The organism is Nocardiopsis sp. TRM 82005 (assembly GCF_056312425.1).
In genome coordinates this window covers 12,287-31,508 of the sequence record NZ_JBWDTQ010000005.1, presented here as the reverse complement: position 1 = coordinate 31,508, position 19,222 = coordinate 12,287, and the positions used below count along the sequence as shown (strand labels likewise).

15 protein-coding genes are annotated in these 19,222 nt (G+C 71.3%); 7 read left to right on the top strand and 8 right to left on the bottom strand.

The genetic code is table 11. The features are described from left to right. The first annotated feature begins 28 nt into the window (after positions 1 to 28). Positions 29 to 397, top strand: coding sequence for an STAS domain-containing protein (locus AC0T5L_RS02625; protein ID WP_476163713.1), 369 nt, complete (start codon positions 29 to 31; stop codon positions 395 to 397). Between the two features lie 75 nt (positions 398 to 472). Here the strand turns inward: AC0T5L_RS02625 and glmS are convergent, their stop codons facing one another. Next, complete coding sequence (glmS, locus tag AC0T5L_RS02620; RefSeq protein WP_476163712.1) at positions 473 to 2,320, bottom strand: glutamine--fructose-6-phosphate transaminase (isomerizing); 1,848 nt, start codon at positions 2,318 to 2,320, stop codon at positions 473 to 475. Between the two features lie 383 nt (positions 2,321 to 2,703). Here glmS and coaA point away from each other — a divergent pair, with 383 nt between their 5' ends. Continuing rightward, on the top strand, positions 2,704 to 3,609 hold the full coding sequence (coaA, locus tag AC0T5L_RS02615; RefSeq protein ID WP_476164080.1) for a type I pantothenate kinase: 906 nt from the start codon (positions 2,704 to 2,706) through the stop codon (positions 3,607 to 3,609). 196 nt (positions 3,610 to 3,805) lie between these two features. After that, positions 3,806 to 6,007: a HelD family protein gene (locus tag AC0T5L_RS02610; RefSeq protein WP_476163711.1), complete on the top strand. Its 2,202-nt coding sequence runs from the start codon at positions 3,806 to 3,808 to the stop codon at positions 6,005 to 6,007. Here AC0T5L_RS02610 and AC0T5L_RS02605 read toward each other — a convergent pair. Further along, a complete protein-coding gene (locus AC0T5L_RS02605) occupies positions 5,997 to 6,713 on the bottom strand; it encodes a DUF998 domain-containing protein (RefSeq protein ID WP_476163710.1) in 717 nt (238 codons plus the stop codon). The genes AC0T5L_RS02610 and AC0T5L_RS02605 overlap by 11 nt on opposite strands. A 215-nt stretch (positions 6,714 to 6,928) precedes the next feature. Here AC0T5L_RS02605 and AC0T5L_RS02600 point away from each other — a divergent pair, with 215 nt between their 5' ends. Then, a complete protein-coding gene (locus AC0T5L_RS02600; RefSeq protein WP_476163709.1) occupies positions 6,929 to 7,840 on the top strand; it encodes a universal stress protein in 912 nt (303 codons plus the stop codon). 380 nt (positions 7,841 to 8,220) lie between these two features. Next, entirely contained in the window at positions 8,221 to 10,029 is a 1,809-nt protein-coding gene (locus tag AC0T5L_RS02595; protein ID WP_476164079.1) for a phosphoenolpyruvate carboxykinase (GTP), read from the top strand. Between the two features lie 82 nt (positions 10,030 to 10,111). Here the strand turns inward: AC0T5L_RS02595 and AC0T5L_RS02590 are convergent, their stop codons facing one another. Further along, positions 10,112 to 10,252, bottom strand: coding sequence for a hypothetical protein (locus AC0T5L_RS02590; RefSeq protein ID WP_476163708.1), 141 nt, complete (start codon positions 10,250 to 10,252; stop codon positions 10,112 to 10,114). Between the two features lie 158 nt (positions 10,253 to 10,410). On the opposite strand from AC0T5L_RS02590, the gene pulA reads away from it, so the two are divergent. Then, a complete protein-coding gene (gene pulA, locus AC0T5L_RS02585) occupies positions 10,411 to 13,227 on the top strand; it encodes a pullulanase-type alpha-1,6-glucosidase (RefSeq protein ID WP_476163707.1) in 2,817 nt (938 codons plus the stop codon). Positions 13,228 to 13,483: 256 nt separating this feature from the next. Then, a complete protein-coding gene (locus tag AC0T5L_RS02580) occupies positions 13,484 to 14,257 on the top strand; it encodes a bestrophin-like domain (protein ID WP_476163706.1) in 774 nt (257 codons plus the stop codon). A 70-nt stretch (positions 14,258 to 14,327) separates the two neighbouring features. Here the strand turns inward: AC0T5L_RS02580 and AC0T5L_RS02575 are convergent, their stop codons facing one another. The 5 genes from AC0T5L_RS02575 to AC0T5L_RS02555 all read right to left on the bottom strand — a co-directional run bounded on the left by AC0T5L_RS02575 (position 14,328) and on the right by AC0T5L_RS02555 (position 19,069). After that, positions 14,328 to 15,056: a hypothetical protein gene (locus tag AC0T5L_RS02575; protein WP_476163705.1), complete on the bottom strand. Its 729-nt coding sequence runs from the start codon at positions 15,054 to 15,056 to the stop codon at positions 14,328 to 14,330. 137 nt (positions 15,057 to 15,193) lie between these two features. After that, positions 15,194 to 16,846, bottom strand: a complete 1,653-nt coding sequence (locus AC0T5L_RS02570; protein ID WP_476163704.1) for a sodium/solute symporter — start codon at positions 16,844 to 16,846, stop codon at positions 15,194 to 15,196. Then, on the bottom strand, positions 16,843 to 17,232 hold the full coding sequence (locus AC0T5L_RS02565) for a hypothetical protein (protein ID WP_476163703.1): 390 nt from the start codon (positions 17,230 to 17,232) through the stop codon (positions 16,843 to 16,845). The genes AC0T5L_RS02570 and AC0T5L_RS02565 overlap by 4 nt, the downstream gene beginning before the upstream one ends. After that, a complete protein-coding gene (locus AC0T5L_RS02560) occupies positions 17,229 to 18,056 on the bottom strand; it encodes a LytR/AlgR family response regulator transcription factor (protein ID WP_476163702.1) in 828 nt (275 codons plus the stop codon). The genes AC0T5L_RS02565 and AC0T5L_RS02560 overlap by 4 nt, the downstream gene beginning before the upstream one ends. Continuing rightward, positions 18,053 to 19,069, bottom strand: a complete 1,017-nt coding sequence (locus AC0T5L_RS02555) for a sensor histidine kinase (protein ID WP_476163701.1) — start codon at positions 19,067 to 19,069, stop codon at positions 18,053 to 18,055. Before AC0T5L_RS02555 ends, AC0T5L_RS02560 begins: the two co-directional genes overlap by 4 nt. Positions 19,070 to 19,222: the final 153 nt, after the last annotated feature.

Below are 19,222 nucleotides of genomic sequence, written 5' to 3'. Positions count from 1 at the left end.
TTCCTACACCCCATCCCGGGAGCGAGGCGTGGCCGTGCTGGACACGGAACAGGACCAGTTCGTATGCGGCGGGACCACCGTCGTCGAACTGGGCGGCGAGATCGACATCGCCACCGCTGAGGAGGCGTTCACCCGGATCACGACCGCGACGGCGGGCAGCTGCGTGGTCGTTGACCTGTCCGCGGTGGAGTTCATCGACGCCTCCGGCGTCAATGCCCTCGTCCGCGCGCTACGCGCCGCCACGAAGGCCCGACACCATCTCCTCCTGGCCTGCCCGCCCCGCCAGCTGTCCCGGATCCTCGACGTCCTGGAGCTGGCCGACGTCCTGCCGACCCACGCCGACGTCACCGCGGCCGTGGCCGTCCACGACGCGGCCGGCCACGGGGCCGCGCACTGACCCGGACCCGTCCGGGCCGGGGCGCGCGAGAGGGCGCGCCCGGCGCCGGCCGCCGGACACGCCCCCGTCGTGGAACTATTCGACCGTGACGCTCTTGGCCAGGTTGCGCGGCTGGTCCACGTCGTTGCCCTTGGCCAGGGCCAGCTCGCACGCGAACACCTGCATCGGGATCGTGGACACGATCGGCTGTAGCAGGGTCGGCACCGCCGGGATCTCGATGAGGACGTCCGAGTACGGGCGCACCGACTCGTCTCCCTCCTCTGCGATCACGATGGTGCGGGCGCCGCGGGCGCGCACCTCCTGGATGTTGGACACGATCTTGTCGTGCAGCACGCTGCGGCCACGGGGAGAGGGCACCACGACGACGACCGGCAGATCGTCCTCGATGAGCGCGATCGGTCCGTGCTTGAGCTCGCCGGCCGCGAAGGCCTCGGCGTGCATGTACGCCAGCTCCTTGAGCTTGAGCGCGCCCTCCATCGCCACCGGGTAGCCCACGTGGCGGCCCAGGAACAGCACCGTGTCGGCGTCGGCCAGCGACCGGGCCAGCTTGCGGACCGGCTCCACCGTGTCCAGGACCCGCTCCACCTGGTCGGGCATGGTGGCCAGCTGGGAGATCACGGTGTTGATCTCGTCGCCGAACTTCAGCCCGCGCACCTGGGCCAGGTACAGGCCGATCAGATAGCAGGCGGCCAGCTGGGTGAGGAAGGTCTTGGTGGCGGCCACACCGACCTCGGGTCCCGCGTGCGTGTACAGCACGCCGTCGGACTCGCGCGGGATGGTCGACCCGTTGACGTTGCAGATGGCCAGCACCCTGGCGCGCTGCTCGCGGGCGTAGCGGACCGCCATCAGGGTGTCCATGCTCTCACCGGACTGGGAGATGGCGATGACCAGGGTCTGCTGGTCCAGGATCGGGTCCCGGTAGCGGAACTCGCTGGCGACCTCGACCTCGCACGGGACGCGGCACCAGTGCTCGATCGCGTACTTGGCGATCAGGCCCGCGTGATAGGAGGTGCCGCAGGCGATGATGACGATCTTCTCGACGGAGCGCAGGTCATGCGGGGACAGGCGCATCTCGTCCAGGGTGAGCTGGCCGTCGGTCGACACGCGCCCGAGGAGGGTGTCGGCCACCGCGCGCGGCTGCTCGACGATCTCCTTGAGCATGAAGTAGTCGTAGCCGCCCTTCTCGGCGGCGGAGGCGTCCCAGTCCACGTGGTACTCGTTCACCTCGACGGGGTTGCCGTCGTAGTCGGTGACGGTCACGGAGTCGGCGCGCAGCTCCACGACCTGGTCCTGGCCCAGCTCGACCGCATCCCGGGTGTGCGCGATGAACGCGGACACGTCGCTGGCCAGGAAGTTCTCCCCCTGGCCCCGGCCGACGACCAGCGGCGAGTTGCGGCGGGCGGCGACGACCAGTCCGGGGTCGTCCACGGAGGTCGCCACGAGGGTGAACGCGCCCTCGAGCCGCACGCACATCGCGCGCATGGCGGAGGCGAGGTCGCCCCGCGCGGCCAGTTCGGTGCTGAGCAGGTGCGCGGTTACCTCGGTGTCGGTCTCGGAGAGGAACTTGCAGCCCTGTTCCTCCAGCTCCAGGCGCAGCGCGGCGAAGTTCTCGATGATGCCGTTGTGGACGACGGCGACGCGGCGGTCGTTGTCCACGTGGGGGTGGGCATTGACGTCGTTCGGGGCACCGTGGGTGGCCCAGCGCGTGTGGCCGATACCTGCGCCGTCGCCGCTGATCGGCCGCTCCTCCAGAGCCTGGCGCAGATTCGCGAGCTTGCCCGCACGCTTGTCGGCGCGCAGGGTGCCGTCATCCAGCACCGCCACACCCGCGGAGTCGTATCCGCGGTACTCCAACCTTGCGAGGCCGTCCACGACGACCTGAAGCGCCGATTGCGGCCCGACGTAGCCAACGATTCCACACATGAGCGCCAGCGTAAGCGAAGAAGGACGGCGAATCGACCAACCAGAGCCCCATACCACTAGTCGTTTTTGCAGGTAACGGTATAGACCATTTGGTGTATGCGGGTAGACCGCGCAGGTGGGGGACATGGCGGGGCGCGGAGTGGGACCGATTCCACCCCTCCGGTTCCGGAAGTAAAACTTTTTCGCCGGGCATGTCGTGAACGTGTGGTTTCGAGCACGTGCACGGCCGGGCCCCGAAACGGGGGCGGCCGCCCGGTGCGAGCGGCCGGGAACGCGGTGCGAGCAGGGCTGGGGCCCGTACCGCAAGGTATGCGCCCGCGGGGCATGCCCTAGGGTGGTCATTCGTGTCTCACGCGACGAAAAACGGCTTCTCCACGCCGTATGTGGAAATGGACCGGACGGCCTGGGCCGAGCTCCGGGCCTCCACGCCCCTTTCCCTGACCGAGGCGGACCTCGCCGAGCTCCGTGGTACCACCGACCCCACCTCCCTGGAGGACGTGCGGGACGTCTACCTGCCGCTGTCGCGCCTGCTCAACCTGTACGTGGGCGCCACCCAGCAGCGGCACGCCGCGGTACGCGCCTTCCTGGGCGAGTCCGACCGTCCGTCGCCGTTCATCATCGGTGTCGCGGGCAGCGTCGCGGTGGGCAAGTCCACCACGGCGCGGCTGCTGCGCTCCCTGCTCGCACAGTGGCCCAACCATCCGAACGTGGAACTGGTCAGCACCGACAACTTCCTCCATCCCAACGCGTCCCTGGAGTCGCGGGGGCTGATGCGCCGGAAGGGCTTCCCGGAGAGCTACGACCGCAGGGCCCTGGTGCGCTTCGTGTCGGAGATGAAGGCCGGTGCCGACCGCATCGACATCCCCGTCTACTCCCACCTGGACTACGACATCGTGCCGGGCGAACGGCAGACCGTGCGCCGCCCCGACATCCTCATCGTGGAGGGCATCAACGTCCTCCAGCCCGCCACGGCCGGGCGCCTGGCGGTGGCCGACTTCTTCGACTTCTCCATCTACGTGGACGCCAAGGTCGAGAACATCCGCGGCTGGTACCTCGACCGCTTCCGCGAGCTGCGACGCACCGCCTTCTCCGACCCGCGCTCCTACTTCCACCACATGGCCACCAGCATCGGTGAGGAGGAGGCGCTGGAGTTCGCCGCCAACACCTGGCGCACCATCAACGAGGTCAACCTCGTGGAGAACATTCGCCCCACCCGGGGCCGCGCCACGCTGGTGCTGCACAAGGGCGACGACCACCGGGTCAGCAGGGTCCGGCTGCGCAAGACCTGAGTGGTCCCGCGGCCGGGGCGGGCGGTTTGGCGGAGGCCGCGCCGCGGGATAGAGTGATCTCTCTTTTCGGCCGCGCCCCTCACGGGTGTCGTGCGCTCTCAGGAATCGGAACGAACCGGACCCCCGCGGCGACCGGGGCGGGACCAGCGCACGCGCGCAGCCGCGCCACCGTCCCGCCGATCCCTCCGAGGCCGCCATGTCCACGACCGATTCCTCCTCCGTGCCCGTGAGTCCGGAACTCCAGGCCGAACGCGACCACCTCGCCGCCGCGGGCGAAGCCCTGCGCCGTATGCGGGAGGAGGTCGAGTCCAGCGAACTCGTGCTGGGCGACGTCGTCAACGACAAGGTCACCAACGCCGCACTGCGCCGCGGACGCGAGCGCCGCCTCGCCGCCCTGGCCGACGTTCCGGGCGCCCCGCTCTTCTTCGGCCGCCTCGACTTCGAACCCGGGACCGTCTTCCTGGACGACGGCCCCGCGCCCGACGCCGTCGGCTCCGCTCCCGGAGCCGCCGTGTCAGGACCCACCGGGCCCGGGTCCGAACCGGACCGGGTACACATCGGCCGCCGCCACGTCCACGACTCCGCCGGACTTCCCATGGTCCTGGACTGGCGCGCACCCGTCTGCGTCGCCTACTACCGGGCCTCGCCCAGCGACCGGATGGGTGTGCGCACGCGCCGCCGCTACGGTTTCACCACCTTCGACCACGGCCCGAACGCCGATCCCGAGGTGGTGCTCACCGCCTTCGAGGACGAACCGCTCACCGTCACCCGGGACGAGGCCGACCAGCGCGCCGACGAACTCCTCAGCGCCGAGATCGAGCGCCCCCGTACCGGGCCCATGCGCGACATCGTCGCCACCATCCAGCCCGAACAGGACGACCTCGTCCGCGCCCCGCTCAGCACCACCCTGTGCGTGCAGGGCGCGCCCGGTACCGGCAAGACCGCAGTCGGCCTGCACCGCATCGCCTTCCTCCTCTACACCGAGCGCGAACGCCTCTCCCGCTCCGGCGTCGTGATCGTGGGGCCCAACCGCTCCTTCCTCTCCTACATCCGCGACGTCCTGCCCGCCCTCGGCGAGGTCGACGTCCGCCAGGCCACCGTCACCGAGACGCTCACCGCCGGGCTGCCCGAGCGCGCACGCCCCGCCGCCGGGTGGGTGCGCCGGGTGGAGGAGCCCGCCGCCGCCCGGATCAAGGGCCAGGTCCGTATGGCCGAGGTGCTGCGACGCGACCTGTGGTCGCACCTGCGCACCCCCGAGGAGGCGGTCATGGTCCGTCGGGGGTCGCGCCGCTGGCGCCTGTACCCCGAGGACCTGCGTCCCCTCCTCGACGAGCTGGCCGGGCGCGGCGTCGCCTACGGCTCCGGGCGCGAACTCCTCTCCCACCGCATCGCCCACGCCGTCCTGTCCCTCATGGAGAGCCAGGGGGAGGCGTGCGACGACCGCACCCACGAGCAGGTGCGCCGCGATCCGGCCGTGCGGTCGGCGGTCACCGCCATGTGGCCCAAGGTCGACCCGCTCAAGCTGGTCCTCGGCCTGCTCACCGATCCGGACCGCCTCGCCCGTGCCGCCGAGGGGCTGCTGGCCCCCGAGGAACAGGCCGCCGTCCTGCTGCCCGGCAGGCCCCGCGGTCCGAAGTCGGCCCGCTGGTCGGAGGAGGACCTCGCACTCGTCGACGAGGCCGTCGCGCTGATCGAGCGCTCCGCCGGATTCGGCCACATCGTGGTGGACGAGGCCCAGGACCTGAGCCCCATGCAGTGCCGGGCCATCGGCCGCCGCTGCGTGTCCGGTTCGCTCACCGTGCTCGGTGACATCGCCCAGGGCACCAGCCCGTCGGCGGCCGCCGACTGGTCCACGCTCCTGGAACACCTCGGCAAGCCCACCGGTCACCTGAGCGTCCTGAACCGCGGGTACCGGGTCCCCGCCCAGATCATCGACTTCGCCGCACGTCTCCTGCCCTCCATCGCCCCGGGGCTCGGCGCGCCGGTCGCCGTGCGGCGCGCGCCAGGGGCGCTCCGTGTCACCCCGGCCGCCGACGGCCTCGCCGCGTCCGTGGTGGACGCCTGCCGCACCGCGCTCAGGGGGGAGGGGTCCGTCGGGCTCATCGCCGCCGACACCGACCTGCCCGCTCTGCGCGGGGCGCTCGAAGCCGGAGGACTGCCCACGCCGCTGCTCGGCGAGGCGGGCACCGGGCTGGACGCGGGCCGCCTGGTCGCGGTGCCCGCCAGCCTCGCCAAGGGGCTGGAGTTCGACGCGGTCGTGGTGGCTGAGCCGGTCGCCATCGCCGAGGCCGAGGACCGTGGCGCCAACCGGCTCTACGTGGTGCTCACCCGCTCGGTCAGCACGCTGCACGTCGTCCACGAGCGTCCCCTGCCAGAGGCCCTCCGCCTCAGTGGTTGACCCCTGTGCGGTGCGTGGTCCGGGCCCGCCTCCAGGGTCCGGGCAGCAGGCCCGCCGCGAGTAGCCACAGGGCCACCGTCACCAGGTGGGCGCGTTGCAGCGCACCGAACCCGATCCCCGGTCCGCCGCTGCCCGCGGCCGTGTAGGCCCGCACCGCCATGATCAGCATGGCGGCGGCCGCCGCCAGCTGGATCACGGACAGAACCGCCAACAGCAGCCACGCGCGGTCGTTGTGCCGATACCGGTTCACCGTCAGAGCGAGCACGGCCACCAGCGCGGCCAGGATCGCGACCACCGCGACCAGCGCCTGGGCGGTGGTGGCTCCGGGGAGCCCCTCCTCCAGCGTCTCCGCGGTGCAGACGACGTCCGTGGCCACCACGCACGGCCCGGGGAACAGCGTGGCGACCAGGGACGCCGCGCCGAACACGACCATGGACCACCACGACACCGCCAGCCAGTGGCTGGTCTCCTTCTCGCCCAGGGAGAGCCCCAGGCCGGCGGCGAGCACCACCAGGACGGCCCCGATACGGTGCGCGCTCTCCAGGAACCTGCTGAAGCCCGAGTCCTGGTCGGCCAGGGCGCCGTGGATGGCACCGCCTCCCGGCAGGATGACGTCCACGACCCACAGGCTGTACACGATCGCGGCCGCCACCGCCGCGACCTTCCCGTCCCGGTAGTCCCAGTGCAGCTGTGCGGAGTGTGGCATCGTGCCCCCTGTTCCACGGATGTCCCCAGACCCGGGACGGTCCCAGCGGTGGCGTTGTCGAATCCACCGTTGTTCTGGGACCTTACGCTTTCCGTGTCCCCGCGTCACCCAACTCGCGGCGGCACCGTTACCCACCGGTGCGTGTTCACACGGCATCATCGGGGGAAACCGGCGAAGACGCGGTTAAGGGGACGACGGACGGGAAGGGCGCACGCATGGACGGCGCATCCACGACGCGATGGGTGATCGTGGGGGTCGACGGAACCGACTCCAGCCGTCACGCGCTGGAGTGGTCGGCGCACCAGGCGATGGTGCGCGGGCTCGGGGTGCGGATCGTCGCGGCTGCCGGGCCACTGGCCTCCGTCGGTGTGTTCGCGGGACTCACTCAGGCCGACACGGTCGTGCCCCCGGACGAGGCCGACACCCAGGGGGCCGAGCGCCTGCTGGAGTACGCGAGCGACTGGGTGTCCCGGCTCTTCCCCGAACTGCGGGTGGAGACACGCCTGTCCTACGCCCGCCCGGTGGAGGCGCTGCTCGCCGAAGCCGCCGCGGAGGGCGCCGTCGCCGTGGTGATCGGATCACGCGGGCTGAGCGGGGTCGTGGCCGCGTTCGTCGGCTCCGTCGGTATCGAACTGGCCGCCCGCGCACCCGTTCCCGTGATCGTGCTGCCCCGCGAACACGCGTCGGCGCACGGCGTTCGGGGCCGCGTGATCGTGGGCATCGACGGATCCGACCCCAGCAGGCGGGCCGTGGACTTCGCCTTCGCGCAGGCCGACTTCGCCGACACCGAACTGGTCGCCGTGAGCGCATGGCAGCCCCTGGTGGCCTTCGCCGCCGCGACGGGCCCCATCCCGCCTGAGCTGTTCGACGACGAGACCGCCGCCGAGGCCGCCCGGCAGGCGATGGAGGACGAGCTGGCCGATCCGCGCCTGAGCCATCCCGAGGTCGCCGTACGCACCCGGGTGGTGCGCGCCCACCCGGTGGTCGCCCTGCTGGAGGAGGCCACCCCCGCCGACCTCATCGTGGTCGGCTCGCGCGGCCGCGGGGGCTTTCGCGGGCTGCTGCTCGGCTCGGTGAGCCACTCCGTCCTGCACGGAGCCAAGGGCCCCGTCGCGATACTGCGCTGACCGGACCGGCACCGGTCGCGCCCTTCCGGACCGGCCCCGTGCCCGCCCACGTGGGCGGATCCGCCCGTGGTCTCCGCACAGGTCTAGCTCGCCTTCCCGCAGCTGACGCCCATGGTGTGACAAACAGCACGGTGTGTCGCTTGCTGCCGGAGGATCACCCCGGTGGCCAGGGAAAGCGGTCCCGAACAGTGCTGGAGCACCCCTCGGAAGTGCACTCCCGTACCCGGCGGTAGACCACTCGATTCCCTTGCTGTGCAGTCGAAACCGCTCGTCGCGCGTGACACCTGTAGACCACTGGCCTATACCAATTGGTCACTGTGGGGTCTCGTCGTTCATGATGCGAGAGATCTCGATCTTGAGAAGGAGCCGCTGTGACTGCCGTGGGTATCGAAGTGGGCGCCGCACCGACCGAGCACGAAGAACTCATCTCCTGGGTGCGCGAGGTCGCGGAGCTCACCCAGCCGGACGAGATCGTGTGGTGTGACGGTTCGGACGAGGAGTGGACACGCCTGACCGACCAGCTGGTCGAGCAAGGGACCTTCATCCGTCTGAATTCGGACAAACGCCCCAACAGCTTCTACTGCAAATCCGACCCGGGCGACGTCGCCCGCGTCGAGGACCGCACCTTCATCTGCTCTGAGCGCGAGCAGGACGCGGGGCCGACCAACAACTGGATCGCGCCGGACGAGATGCGCGCCACCTTCGGCGAGGTCTTCCGGGGCGCCATGCGCGGCCGCACCATGTACATCGTGCCCTTCTGCATGGGCCCGCTGGGCGGCGACATCTCGCAGCTCGGCGTCGAGATCACCGACTCCCCGTACGTCGTGGTGTCCATGCGCATCATGGCCCGTATGGGGACCGCCGCCCTGCGTCTGATCGAGGAGCGCGGCGACTTCGTCAAGGCCGTCCACTCCGTGGGCGCCCCGCTGGAGCCCGGCCAGCAGGACGTCCCCTGGCCGTGCAATCCCACCAAGTACATCTCGCACTTCCCCGAGACCCGCGAAATCTGGTCCTACGGCTCCGGTTACGGCGGCAACGCCCTGCTCGGCAAGAAGTGCTACGCGCTGCGCATCGCCTCGGTGATGGCCCGCGACGAGGGCTGGCTGGCCGAGCACATGCTCATCCTCAAGGTCACCCCGCCCAAGGGGCGGCCGCACTACGTCGCCGCCGCCTTCCCGAGCGCCTGCGGCAAGACCAACCTCGCCATGCTCCAGCCGACCGTCCCCGGCTGGAAGGTCGAGACCGTCGGCGACGACATCGCCTGGATGCGTTTCGACGACCAGGGCCAGCTGCGCGCCATCAACCCCGAGGCCGGGTTCTTCGGCGTCGCGCCCGGCACCGGCGAGAAGACCAACGCCAACGCCGTGAAGACCCTGTGGGGCAACAGCATCTTCACCAACGTCGCCCTGACCGACGACGGTGACGTGTGGTGGGAGGGCCTGACCGAGGAGCCGCCCGCCAACCTCACCGACTGGAAGGGCCGTCCCTGGACCCCGGAGTCCGGTGAGCCCGCGGCCCACCCGAACTCCCGCTTCACCACCCCGGCGGGCCAGGCGCCGACCATCGCCGACGAGTGGGAGGACCCGGCGGGCGTGCCCATCTCGGCCATCCTGTTCGGCGGCCGTCGCGCCTCCGCCGTGCCGCTGGTCACCGAGTCCTTCAGCTGGCAGCACGGCGTCTACCTGGGCGCCAACGTCTCCTCGGAGAAGACCGCCGCCGCCGAGGGATCCGTCGGCGAGCTGCGCCGCGACCCCTTCGCCATGCTGCCGTTCTGCGGTTACAACATGGGCGACTACTTCGCTCACTGGGTGAAGCTGGGCCAGGGGGCCGACAGGTCCAAGCTGCCCCGGGTCTTCTACGTCAACTGGTTCAAGAAGGACGCCGACGGCCGTATCGTGTGGCCCGGTTTCGGCGAGAACAGCCGCGTCATCAAGTGGATCGTCGAGCGCCTGGAGGGGGGCGCCCCCGCGGTCGAGACCCCGATCGGCCACGTGCCGACCGCCGACGCCATCGACACCGAGGGCCTGGACATCTCCGACGAGGACATGGAGTTCGTCCTGGACGTGGACACCGACGTCTGGAAGCAGGAGGCCGAACTGGTCCCCGAGTTCTTCAAGACCTTCGGCGACCACCTGCCCGGCGAGCTCTGGGACGAGTACCACGCCCTTCTGGACCGCCTCGGCCAGTAGGAGTCTTCGATCCGGCCGCACAACGGACCAGCCGAGGGGCGCGGGCACGACGGTGCCCGCGCCCCCTCGTCGTGTGTGGTGGTCAGAGCCCGCGTACGCGCAGATCCTGGGGCGGTTCGGCGTCGAAGGCGAAGCTGGCCCACGTGCGGGAGAGGCCGTCCACCAACCCCCTTCGGCGGGCGGCGCTCCTCAGCTCCGCGAATATCCGGCCGTGGCTTGCCACGGCCTCTGGCCGCTCCCGGTCTCCTAGCTCTCGACGTATTCGTGTCGACGTATGAGCGCAAACTTGCAGAAAAAGCATGGAAACTCTTGCAGAAGTGACGGCGGCCTCATTAGCGTGCCGGTCAACACCTCCTGACCCCGAGAGGACCGGCATCCCCTATGAGGCCCCCGCACACCCGGCCTGAGCATCCCTCACCCGGGCGCAGACCCGGCGCCGTCCGTGCCGTCACCGCCGGACTGGCCGCCACGGCCCTCGCGTTCCCCCTGTTCGGCGCGAGCGCCGCCGCGCTCCCGGTACCCGCCGAGCCCACGGGGCAAGCCGTGGGAGTGGACCTCACCGAGCAGCGTGCCCACTGGATCGACCGGACCACCGTGCTCTGGCCCGGCGACCCCGATCCCGAGCACACCTACACCCTCGTGGCCTCCGGCGAAGCCGACCTCGAAGCCGACCTCGACGCCGACCTCGGCGGCACCTACGAGTCCATGGGCCTGTCCGTCGATCCCGACGGCCTCTCCGAGGACCAGCGCGCCGCCTGGCCCCACCTCGCCGACCTGTCCGTCCTGGACGTGGGCCGGGTCAACGGGCCGCGCCTGCGCACGGCGCTCACCGGCCAGCTCGCCGTCGTCGAGCGGGACGGCGACGGCACGGTCACCGCCGCGACGGGCGTCCAGATCCCGGGTGTCCTCGACGACGTGTACGCCGACGCGGCCGACGCCGACCTGGGGGCCGTATGGGACGCCAAGGGGCGCCCCACGATCTCCCTGTGGGCGCCCACCGCCCGGTCCGTGAGCCTGGAGCTGTACGACGACTCCTCCTCCGACACCCCGCGCACCGTGACCATGCGCCGCGACCACCGAACCGGCGTGTGGTCGGTCCGGGGCCGGGCGGACTGGTCCGGGAGCTTCTACACCTTCGACGTAAGGGTGTTCTCCCCCTACGCGGACGGGGGCCGGGGCGCCGTCGTGGACAACCGGGTCACCGACCCCTACAGCGTCTCGCTGTCCACCGGTTCCGCCCGCTCCCACCTGGTGGACCTAAACGACCCGGACCTGGCCCCCGAGGGCTGGTCCGACCAGGGCAAGCCCGCCGCCGTCCCCTCGGAGGCCGCCTCGGTCTACGAGTTGCACGTGCGCGACCACTCGGTCTCCGACGACACCGTTCCCGCCGAGCTGCGCGGCACCTTCGCGGCCTTCGCCCGTTCCGACTCCGCCGGTATGCGTGAACTCGCGGCCCTGGCCGAGGACGGCATGGACTACGTCCACCTGCTGCCCGCCTTCGACATCGGATCGGTGCCCGAGGACCCCGACGACCGGGCCGAACCCGCCTGCGACCTGGACGCCTTCGGCGCCGACTCCGAGGAGCAGCAGGACTGTGTCGCGCAGACCCGCGGCGAGGACGCCTTCAACTGGGGCTACGACCCGTACCACTACACGGTGCCCGAGGGCTCCTACTCCACCGACCCGGACGGCGCGGCGCGCGTCAACGAGTTCCGCCAGATGGTCGGCGGCCTCAACGACGCCGGCCTGCGCGTGGTCATGGACGTGGTGTACAACCACACCCACCAGGCCGGACAGGACGAGCAGTCGGTACTCGACCGCGTCGTCCCCGGCTACTACCACCGCCTGGAGGCCGACGGTGGCGTGGCCACGTCCACCTGCTGCCCGAACACGGCCCCCGAGCACCTCATGATGGGCAAGCTCGTCGTGGACTCGGTGACCACCTGGGCCCGCGACTACAAGGTCGACGGCTTCCGCTTCGACCTGATGGGGCACCACCCCAAGCAGAACATGCTCGACCTGCGGGCCGCCCTGGACGAGCTCACGCCGGGTGAGGACGGGGTCGACGGCTCGTCGATCCTGCTCTACGGCGAGGGCTGGAACTTCGGCGAGGTCGCCGACGACGCCCGGTTCGAGCAGGCCACCCAGACCAACATGGCCGGAACGGGCATCGGCACGTTCAACGACCGGCTCCGTGACGGCGTGCGCGGCGGCGGGCCCTTCGACGAGGACCCCCGCGTCCAGGGCTTCGGCTCCGGGCTGTACACCGATCCGAACGGCTCACCCGCCAACGGCACCGAGGAGGAGCAGCGGGCGCGGCTGCTCAGCTACCAGGACCTGATCAAGGTGGGGCTGGCGGGCAACCTGCGCGACTACCGGTTCACGGCCTCCTCCGGCGAGGAGACCACGGGTCGGGACGTGGACTACAACGGGGCCCCGGCCGGGTACAACCTCGCCCCGGGCGAGGCGGTCACCTACGTGGAAGCGCACGACAACGAGACCCTGTACGACGCACTCGCCTACAAGCTGCCGCAGGGCACCCCGATGGACGAGCGGGTGCGGATGCAGGCGCTGTCCCTGGGCACGGCCGTGTTCGGGCAGGGCACGGTGTTCGTGCACGCGGGCAGTGAGCGGCTGCGCTCGAAGTCGCTGGACCGCAACTCCTACGACTCGGGGGACTGGTTCAACCGGCTCAACTGGGACTGTGCCGACGGCAACAACTTCGGCGTGGGACTGCCCCCGGCCTGGGACAACGGGGACAAGTGGGAGTACGCCCGCCCCCTCCTGGCCGACCACGCACTCGTGGCGGACTGCGCGGCCATCGACGACGGCCGGGAGCGCTTCGGCGAGATGATGCGTATCCGCGAGTCCACCCCGGCGTTCTCGCTGGGCACCGCGGAGGAGGTCCAGGACCGGGTGTCCTTCCCGACCAGCGGCGCCGACGAGCTGCCCGGCGTCATCACGATGCGGGTGGACACCACCGGCCTGGAGGGCGAGTGGTCGTCGGTGACGGTGGTGTTCAACGCGACCCCGGAGACCGTTGAACAGGGGGTGGACGCGCTGGCGGGCGGTGACGTGGACCTGCATCCGGTGCAGTCCGAGTCCGCCGACGAGGTCGTGCACGGGTCGTCCTTCGACTCGGGCACGGGTGCCCTGACCGTGCCGCCGCGTACGGTCGCGGTGTTCGTGGAGGGCTGACGCCGGCCTGCGCCGACCTGATCGGCCGACGGATCCGGGAGTCGCCGTCCCGAGTTCGTCGGCCGGTTTTCCTTCGCGCCCCGCTCCTCTGGAACGGTCGTCCCGAGCCTCTGTCCTAGCAGGTCATGACACTGGAGGGTTTGCCCGCAATTGTGCTCGGGCGATTCCCGGTGGTGTTTTCCCTTTCCCGGGAAACGGCGGTCGATTCCGTGTTACGGATATACCGACCTCCGTCGAGACCTCGCTTGGGAACCGCATGTTGACGCTGCTCTTCGTCCTCGCCGTCCTGGCCGCCATGGTCGGCGGCGCCGTACTCGCCGCCTGGAGGTTCCGGGTCGCCGACGACTTCTCCGGGGGAGCGGTCGGCGTCGTCATCGCGCCCTGTGCGCTCTCCTTGTACCTCGTGGCGGCGGCGATGGGCGTGGTGATCGGCTGGGAGGACTACAAGGCGGCCGAGGACGACATGATCGCCGAGGCGGGCGCGGCGCAGGCGCTGTACTGGAGCAGCACGGCCTTCCCCCAGGAGGAGGGTGAGGCCGTGCGTGACCAGCTGCGCGCCTACCTGGACACGGTCGTGGAGGAGGACTGGCCGCTGATGGAGCGCGGGCACGGGCTCAGCCCGGAGGGCGACGCCGGACTCGCCGACCTGGCCGCGTCCGTGCGGGTGGTGTCGGCCTCCGACACCGGTGACGGGTTGGACCAGCTGACCGCCCGGCAGGAGATCACCGAGCTCAGCGACGCGCGCACCCAGCGCGCCGACGCGGCGGAGGACCGGATCCCGGAGGTCCTGCTCGCCATCGCGGTGGTCTCCGCCGTGGTCGTCGCGGTCCTGCCGTTCGCGATGATCAAGAACGGGTCGTCCGTGGCCTACTTCTGGGCGTCGGTGAACCTGGCGTTCGTGTTCGCCACCATCGTGCTGTTGTTCACCCTCGGGAGCCCGTACAGCGGAGTCCTGGCCAACGACGCGGGTGGGCTGGAGGACGCCCTGGCGGGCTTCGACCGGACCGACCAGGTGTTGCGGGTCCAGTAGGCCCCTCCCGCTCCCGTCCCGCCGGGGCCAGCGGGGGGCGGGCCCCGGCGGGACGGGAGCGGGAGCCGGGTCAGCCGGCGGCGCGGACGGCCGCGGCACGGCCCGCGCCACCGGCCGCTCCGACGGCGGCGATCACGACGACCACCATCGTGCGCATGGGGGTGAACGCCCCGGCGGCCCGGGTCTCCGAAGGTACGGAGGTGTCCACCAGGAGTGCCTCGTGCGCGGACGCCGATGGCTCCGGGGACGGTAGCGGTGGCGGGGACACGGACGGGGCCGGGGAGGGAGCCACGGCCTCCGGCCGCGGCTCGGGCTCGGGAGCGGGTTCGTTCGGCGCCCCGGGCCCGGGGGCGGGCTCGTAGGGCACCTCGGGGCCGGGCTCCGGCGCGGGGGTGCCGGGAGTGTCACTCGGCCGGGCGGAGGGCGGCGGGGGTGCGTCCGGTTCCTCGGGCACGGGCGGCGGGGCCTCCGGGGCGGGCGGGCAGGCGGGGGCCCGGCCCGTGTGGACGAGTACGCGTGTGCCGTCGGTGCATACCAGGACGTGTGACTCGGGTTGGACGTCGACGTGCGTGTCCTGGGTGTCCACGCGGACCCCGCCGGGGTTCACGTCCACCCGGGTGTCTCCGTCATCGACCCGCGATCCCGACGGCCCGGTCTCCACGACAGGACCGGTGTCCACCGACGGACCCGTGTCCACCGCCGGACCGGTCTCCTGGGCCAACGCGGGAGCGGATCCGTGGGCGACCAGGAGCGTGCTCGCGGCCAGCAAGGCGGCAAGGGCTCGGCGGGAGGGGGGCATATTACTCCTCGTGATGTGGCAGGATCGCACGGTGATCTTACGTGGTCGCGGTCTTCGCCACATCCGGAGCCGGTGGTGGAGGGCCGCTCCACCGTCACCCCGGCCGGGCGGGGAGGCCGGCGTCGGCGAACCCCGGTTCAGGGTGAGTGGAGCCGTAGCACCGCGTGCTCCGCCCAGTCCGGTGGGCGGGTCAGCCGGGAGACCAGCATCATCGTCGTGAAGGCCAGCGGGATGGTCCACGCGGCGGGTTGGGCCAGCAGCACCGATATCCACCCGGGCGGGGTGGGGAGCAGTATCGACCACCCCACCGCGCCGGTCGCCGTCACCGCGCCCACGATCAGCCCCGAGGCCGCGCCGGGCAGCGTCAGCCGCCGCCACCAGATCCCCAGCACCAGCAGCGGACAGAACGTGGAGGCCGCCACCGTGAACGCCCACACCACCAGTACGTTGATGTCGATCATCTGCGCGGGCAGTGCCAGCAGCACGGCCACGCACGCCCCCACGACCACCGCCAGGCGCAGCCGTGGCACGCTCCCCTGGAACAGGTCGTGCGAGAGTCCGCCCGCCAGGGCCAGCAGCAGCCCGGAGGAGGTGGACAGGAACGCGCCGAACGCACCAGCCGCCACCAGCGCCGTCAGCACCGTGCCCACCGATCCCGACACCGCCTGCGCGGGCAGCACCACCGCCACAGTGTCGGTGCCCTGAAGCAGTACAAGGTGGGGCGTGAGCACCCGGCCCAGCAGCCCGTACACCACCGGGAACAGGTAGAACAGCCCCAAGAGGGCGATCACCCCCACCGCGACCCTGCGCGCGGTCCGCGCCGTGGGACTCGTGTGGAAGCGCATGATGACGTGAGGCAGGCCCATGCAGCCGAGCGTGATCGCCAGCAGGGCGGACCACGTCTCGAACAGCGGATAGCCGCCCACGTCCAGCAGCGGCGTGTTCCACCGCTCGCTGCCCAGCCCCGGCAGCCCTTCCGGGCGCGGGATGGTCGCGCCCTCGGGGAACACGTACTCGGTGCCCTCGGACACGGTGTGCTCACCGGAGGAGAGCTCCACCTCCCCGCCGCTCGGGGTGGTCACCGTCACCGGCTCGTCCAGGCTGAACCGGGTCCCCACGGTGAACTCCACCGGGGTCTCCTCGGGAAATTGCGTGCCCCACTCCGGGTTCAGCGCCTCAGCGCGGGTGTCCGCGGTGGAGTGCACCACCAGATAGATCGCGGGGATGGCGAGGAAGGCCAGTTTGACGACGTAGTGGAAGGCCTGAACGTAGGTCGCCGACCGCATGCCCCCGGCGGCGATCGACCCGCTCACCACCAGTCCGGCGAGCAGGACCCCCACCCAGTACGGCGTGCCGCTGACCAGGGCCAGCACCACCCCGGCGCCCTTGAACTGGGGCACCAGGTACAGCAGCATGATCACCAGCACCACGCAGCCGCACAGCTTGCGCAGGCGCGGTGCGCCCAGCCGGTACTCGGCGAAGTCGGGCACGGTGAACGCACCCGACCGGCGCATCGGCCCGGCCACCAGTGCCACCACCGCCACGTAGCCCGCGGCGAACCCCACCGCGTACCACATGGTGCCCAGGCCGTTCTTGAGCACGAGCCCGGCCAGCCCCAGCACGGAGGCGGCCGACAGGTACTCCCCGGCGATCGCCATCGCGTTCCAGCTGGGGGAGACCCGGCGCGAGGCCACCAGGAAGTCCGAGGTCGAACGGGCCGCCCGTACCCCGTAGATGCCGATGACCAGGCTGGTGACCAGGACCAGCCCGATCGCCAGGACCGAGGTCACCGTCTCCGCTCCTCGCTCCCGGGCTGTGGGCGCTCCGACCCGGCCCGCTCCTCGATGCGTTCGGCCGAGCGCACGTGCCACAGCGCCAGCACGAACAGCAGCGGGTAGATCGCCACCATCAGCAGCAGCCACGACAGCGGGACGCCGATCAGCCGGATCTCCCCGAGCACGGGGAAGGCCGCGAACGCGCCGCTCATCCCGAACAGCAGTACCGACAGCAGCGCCACGGTGCGCACCGCCGTCCGCCGCTGGGCGTGAAAGACCGTGCGCGCCGCCTCGGTGTCCACCGGTTCCGGTATCGGTAGCAGGTGCTGCACGGGCCGGTTGCCCCGGGCCAGCGCGATCCGGGTCTGCGGGCTGGTCAGTTTCTCCCGGCGCGGGCTCATGGGGCCTGCCGCGGGGACTGCTCGTCCTCGCCGTTCCGGGGCCGGGAGACGGGTGGGCCCTGAGCGTTCGCGGACCGGCCGAGCTGGTCGTGGCGGGCCGCCTCCAGCAGCTGTGTGCGCAGGTGGCGGCCGTGGCGGCGGCTCACCGGCACGTCCCCGGCCGGGGTGCCCGCCACCAGGCCGGAGGAGGAGGTCACCCGCAGGTCCCGCACCCAGGGGATCGCGATGAGGTACCCCCGGTGGACCCGGACGAACCCGGCCGAGGCCCACACCTCCTCCAGGTAGGACAGCGACAGACGGATCAGATGGCTGCCGTCCGCGGTGTACAGGCGCACGTAGTCGCCCTGGGCCTCCACGAACTGCACGTCGTCGCGCTTGACGAACACCGTGCGCCTGCCCGTGTCGATCTGCACCACGTGCAGGTCCTCCGCGGGCGGGGCCTCGCCGCTGGGGCGGCGCAGCTGGGCGATGCGGCCCACCGCCTCGGCCAGGCGCTCCGGGCGGATCGGTTTGAGCAGGTAGTCCACGGCACCGATGCCGAACGCCTCCACGGCGTGGGTCTCGGAGGCGGTCACGAACACGATGGACGGCGGCTCCGACAGCACGCTCAGCACCCTCGCCACGTCCATGCCGTTCAGACCGGGCATGAGGATGTCCAGGAACGCGGCGTCGATCGTGGTGGTTCCCAGCAGCCGCACGGCCGTGGCGCCGTTGTCGGCCACGAGGACTTCCGCCACCTCGGGCATGTCGCTGAGCAGCGATGCCATCTCGTGGCGGGTGGACGCCTCGTCCTCGACCACCAGTACCCGTAGCTCGGGCTTCACTGCGCCACCACCCCCCTGGTGAATCTGGGTACGCGCACGGTCACCTTCGTTCCCTCTCCGAGCGCGGTCTCGATCACCAGACCGTACTCGGGACCGTAGACCGCACGCAGACGCTGGTCCACGTTGGCCAGCCCGACGCTGCGCGACTCCGGCCCGGTGCCCGCCAGAAGGGAGCGGGCGAGATCGGGGTGCATGCCGACTCCGTCGTCCTCGATCTCGATGACGCACAGCGGCCCCTCGCCGAAGCCCGAGACGCTGATGTGGCCGCGGCCCTCCTTGCGTTCCAGACCGTGCCGGATCGCGTTCTCCACGATCGGCTGCACCACCAGGAAGGGGACGGCCACCGGCAGTACCTCCGGCGCCATCCGCACGGTGATGTCCAACCGGTCGTGGAAACGGGCCCTCTGTAGTTCGAGATAGGTCTGCGTGGCCTCCAGCTCCTCCGAGAGCGTCGCGTAGTCGCCCTTCTCCGAGAAGCCGTAACGCAGGTAGTCGGCGAAGTCCGACAGCAGGTGGCGGGCACGGTCCGGATCGGTGCGCACCAGTGCGGCGATCACCGCCAGGGCGTTGTGCACGAAGTGCGGGGAGATCTGGGCCCGGAGTGTGCGCAGGTCGGCGGCGGCGATGCGCGCGCGGGCCCGGCGCAGCGCCGCGTGGTCCAGGCAGTCCGACACCAGTGCGGCGGCGGCCTCCACGTCGGCCTCGGCGGGGTGGCCCGACGCCACCAGCGCGCCGAACAGCTCCTCGTCCACGGTCAGGGGGACCGCGCACACCGTGGTTCCGTCGGCCAGGCGGCTGCGCGCGTTGCTCCCGTACTCGAAGACCTGGGCGAGCAGCCCCTCGACCTCCTGTGGTTCGGGGCTTCTGCCGTGCGCGGCGACCGGCCCGTCCAGGTCGGCGAGCACGACGCCGTCCACGGCCAGGATCTGGTGCAGCCGTCGGGCGGCCGAGGGCACCTTCCTGCCGTGCAACCCGTCCTGGAGGTCGACGCCCAGGGAGTGGACCTGGCGCATCAGCTCGACGCTCGCCCGTTGCTCCGACGATGTTGGGCGCCGTCGGGAGGGGGACAGCCGCGACAGCCACCGATATGACACGGAACGACCTTATCCCAGCAGGCTGTGTCGACGCTCACGTGCTAGGGGTCACCTTTCGGATCGTGACGTGGG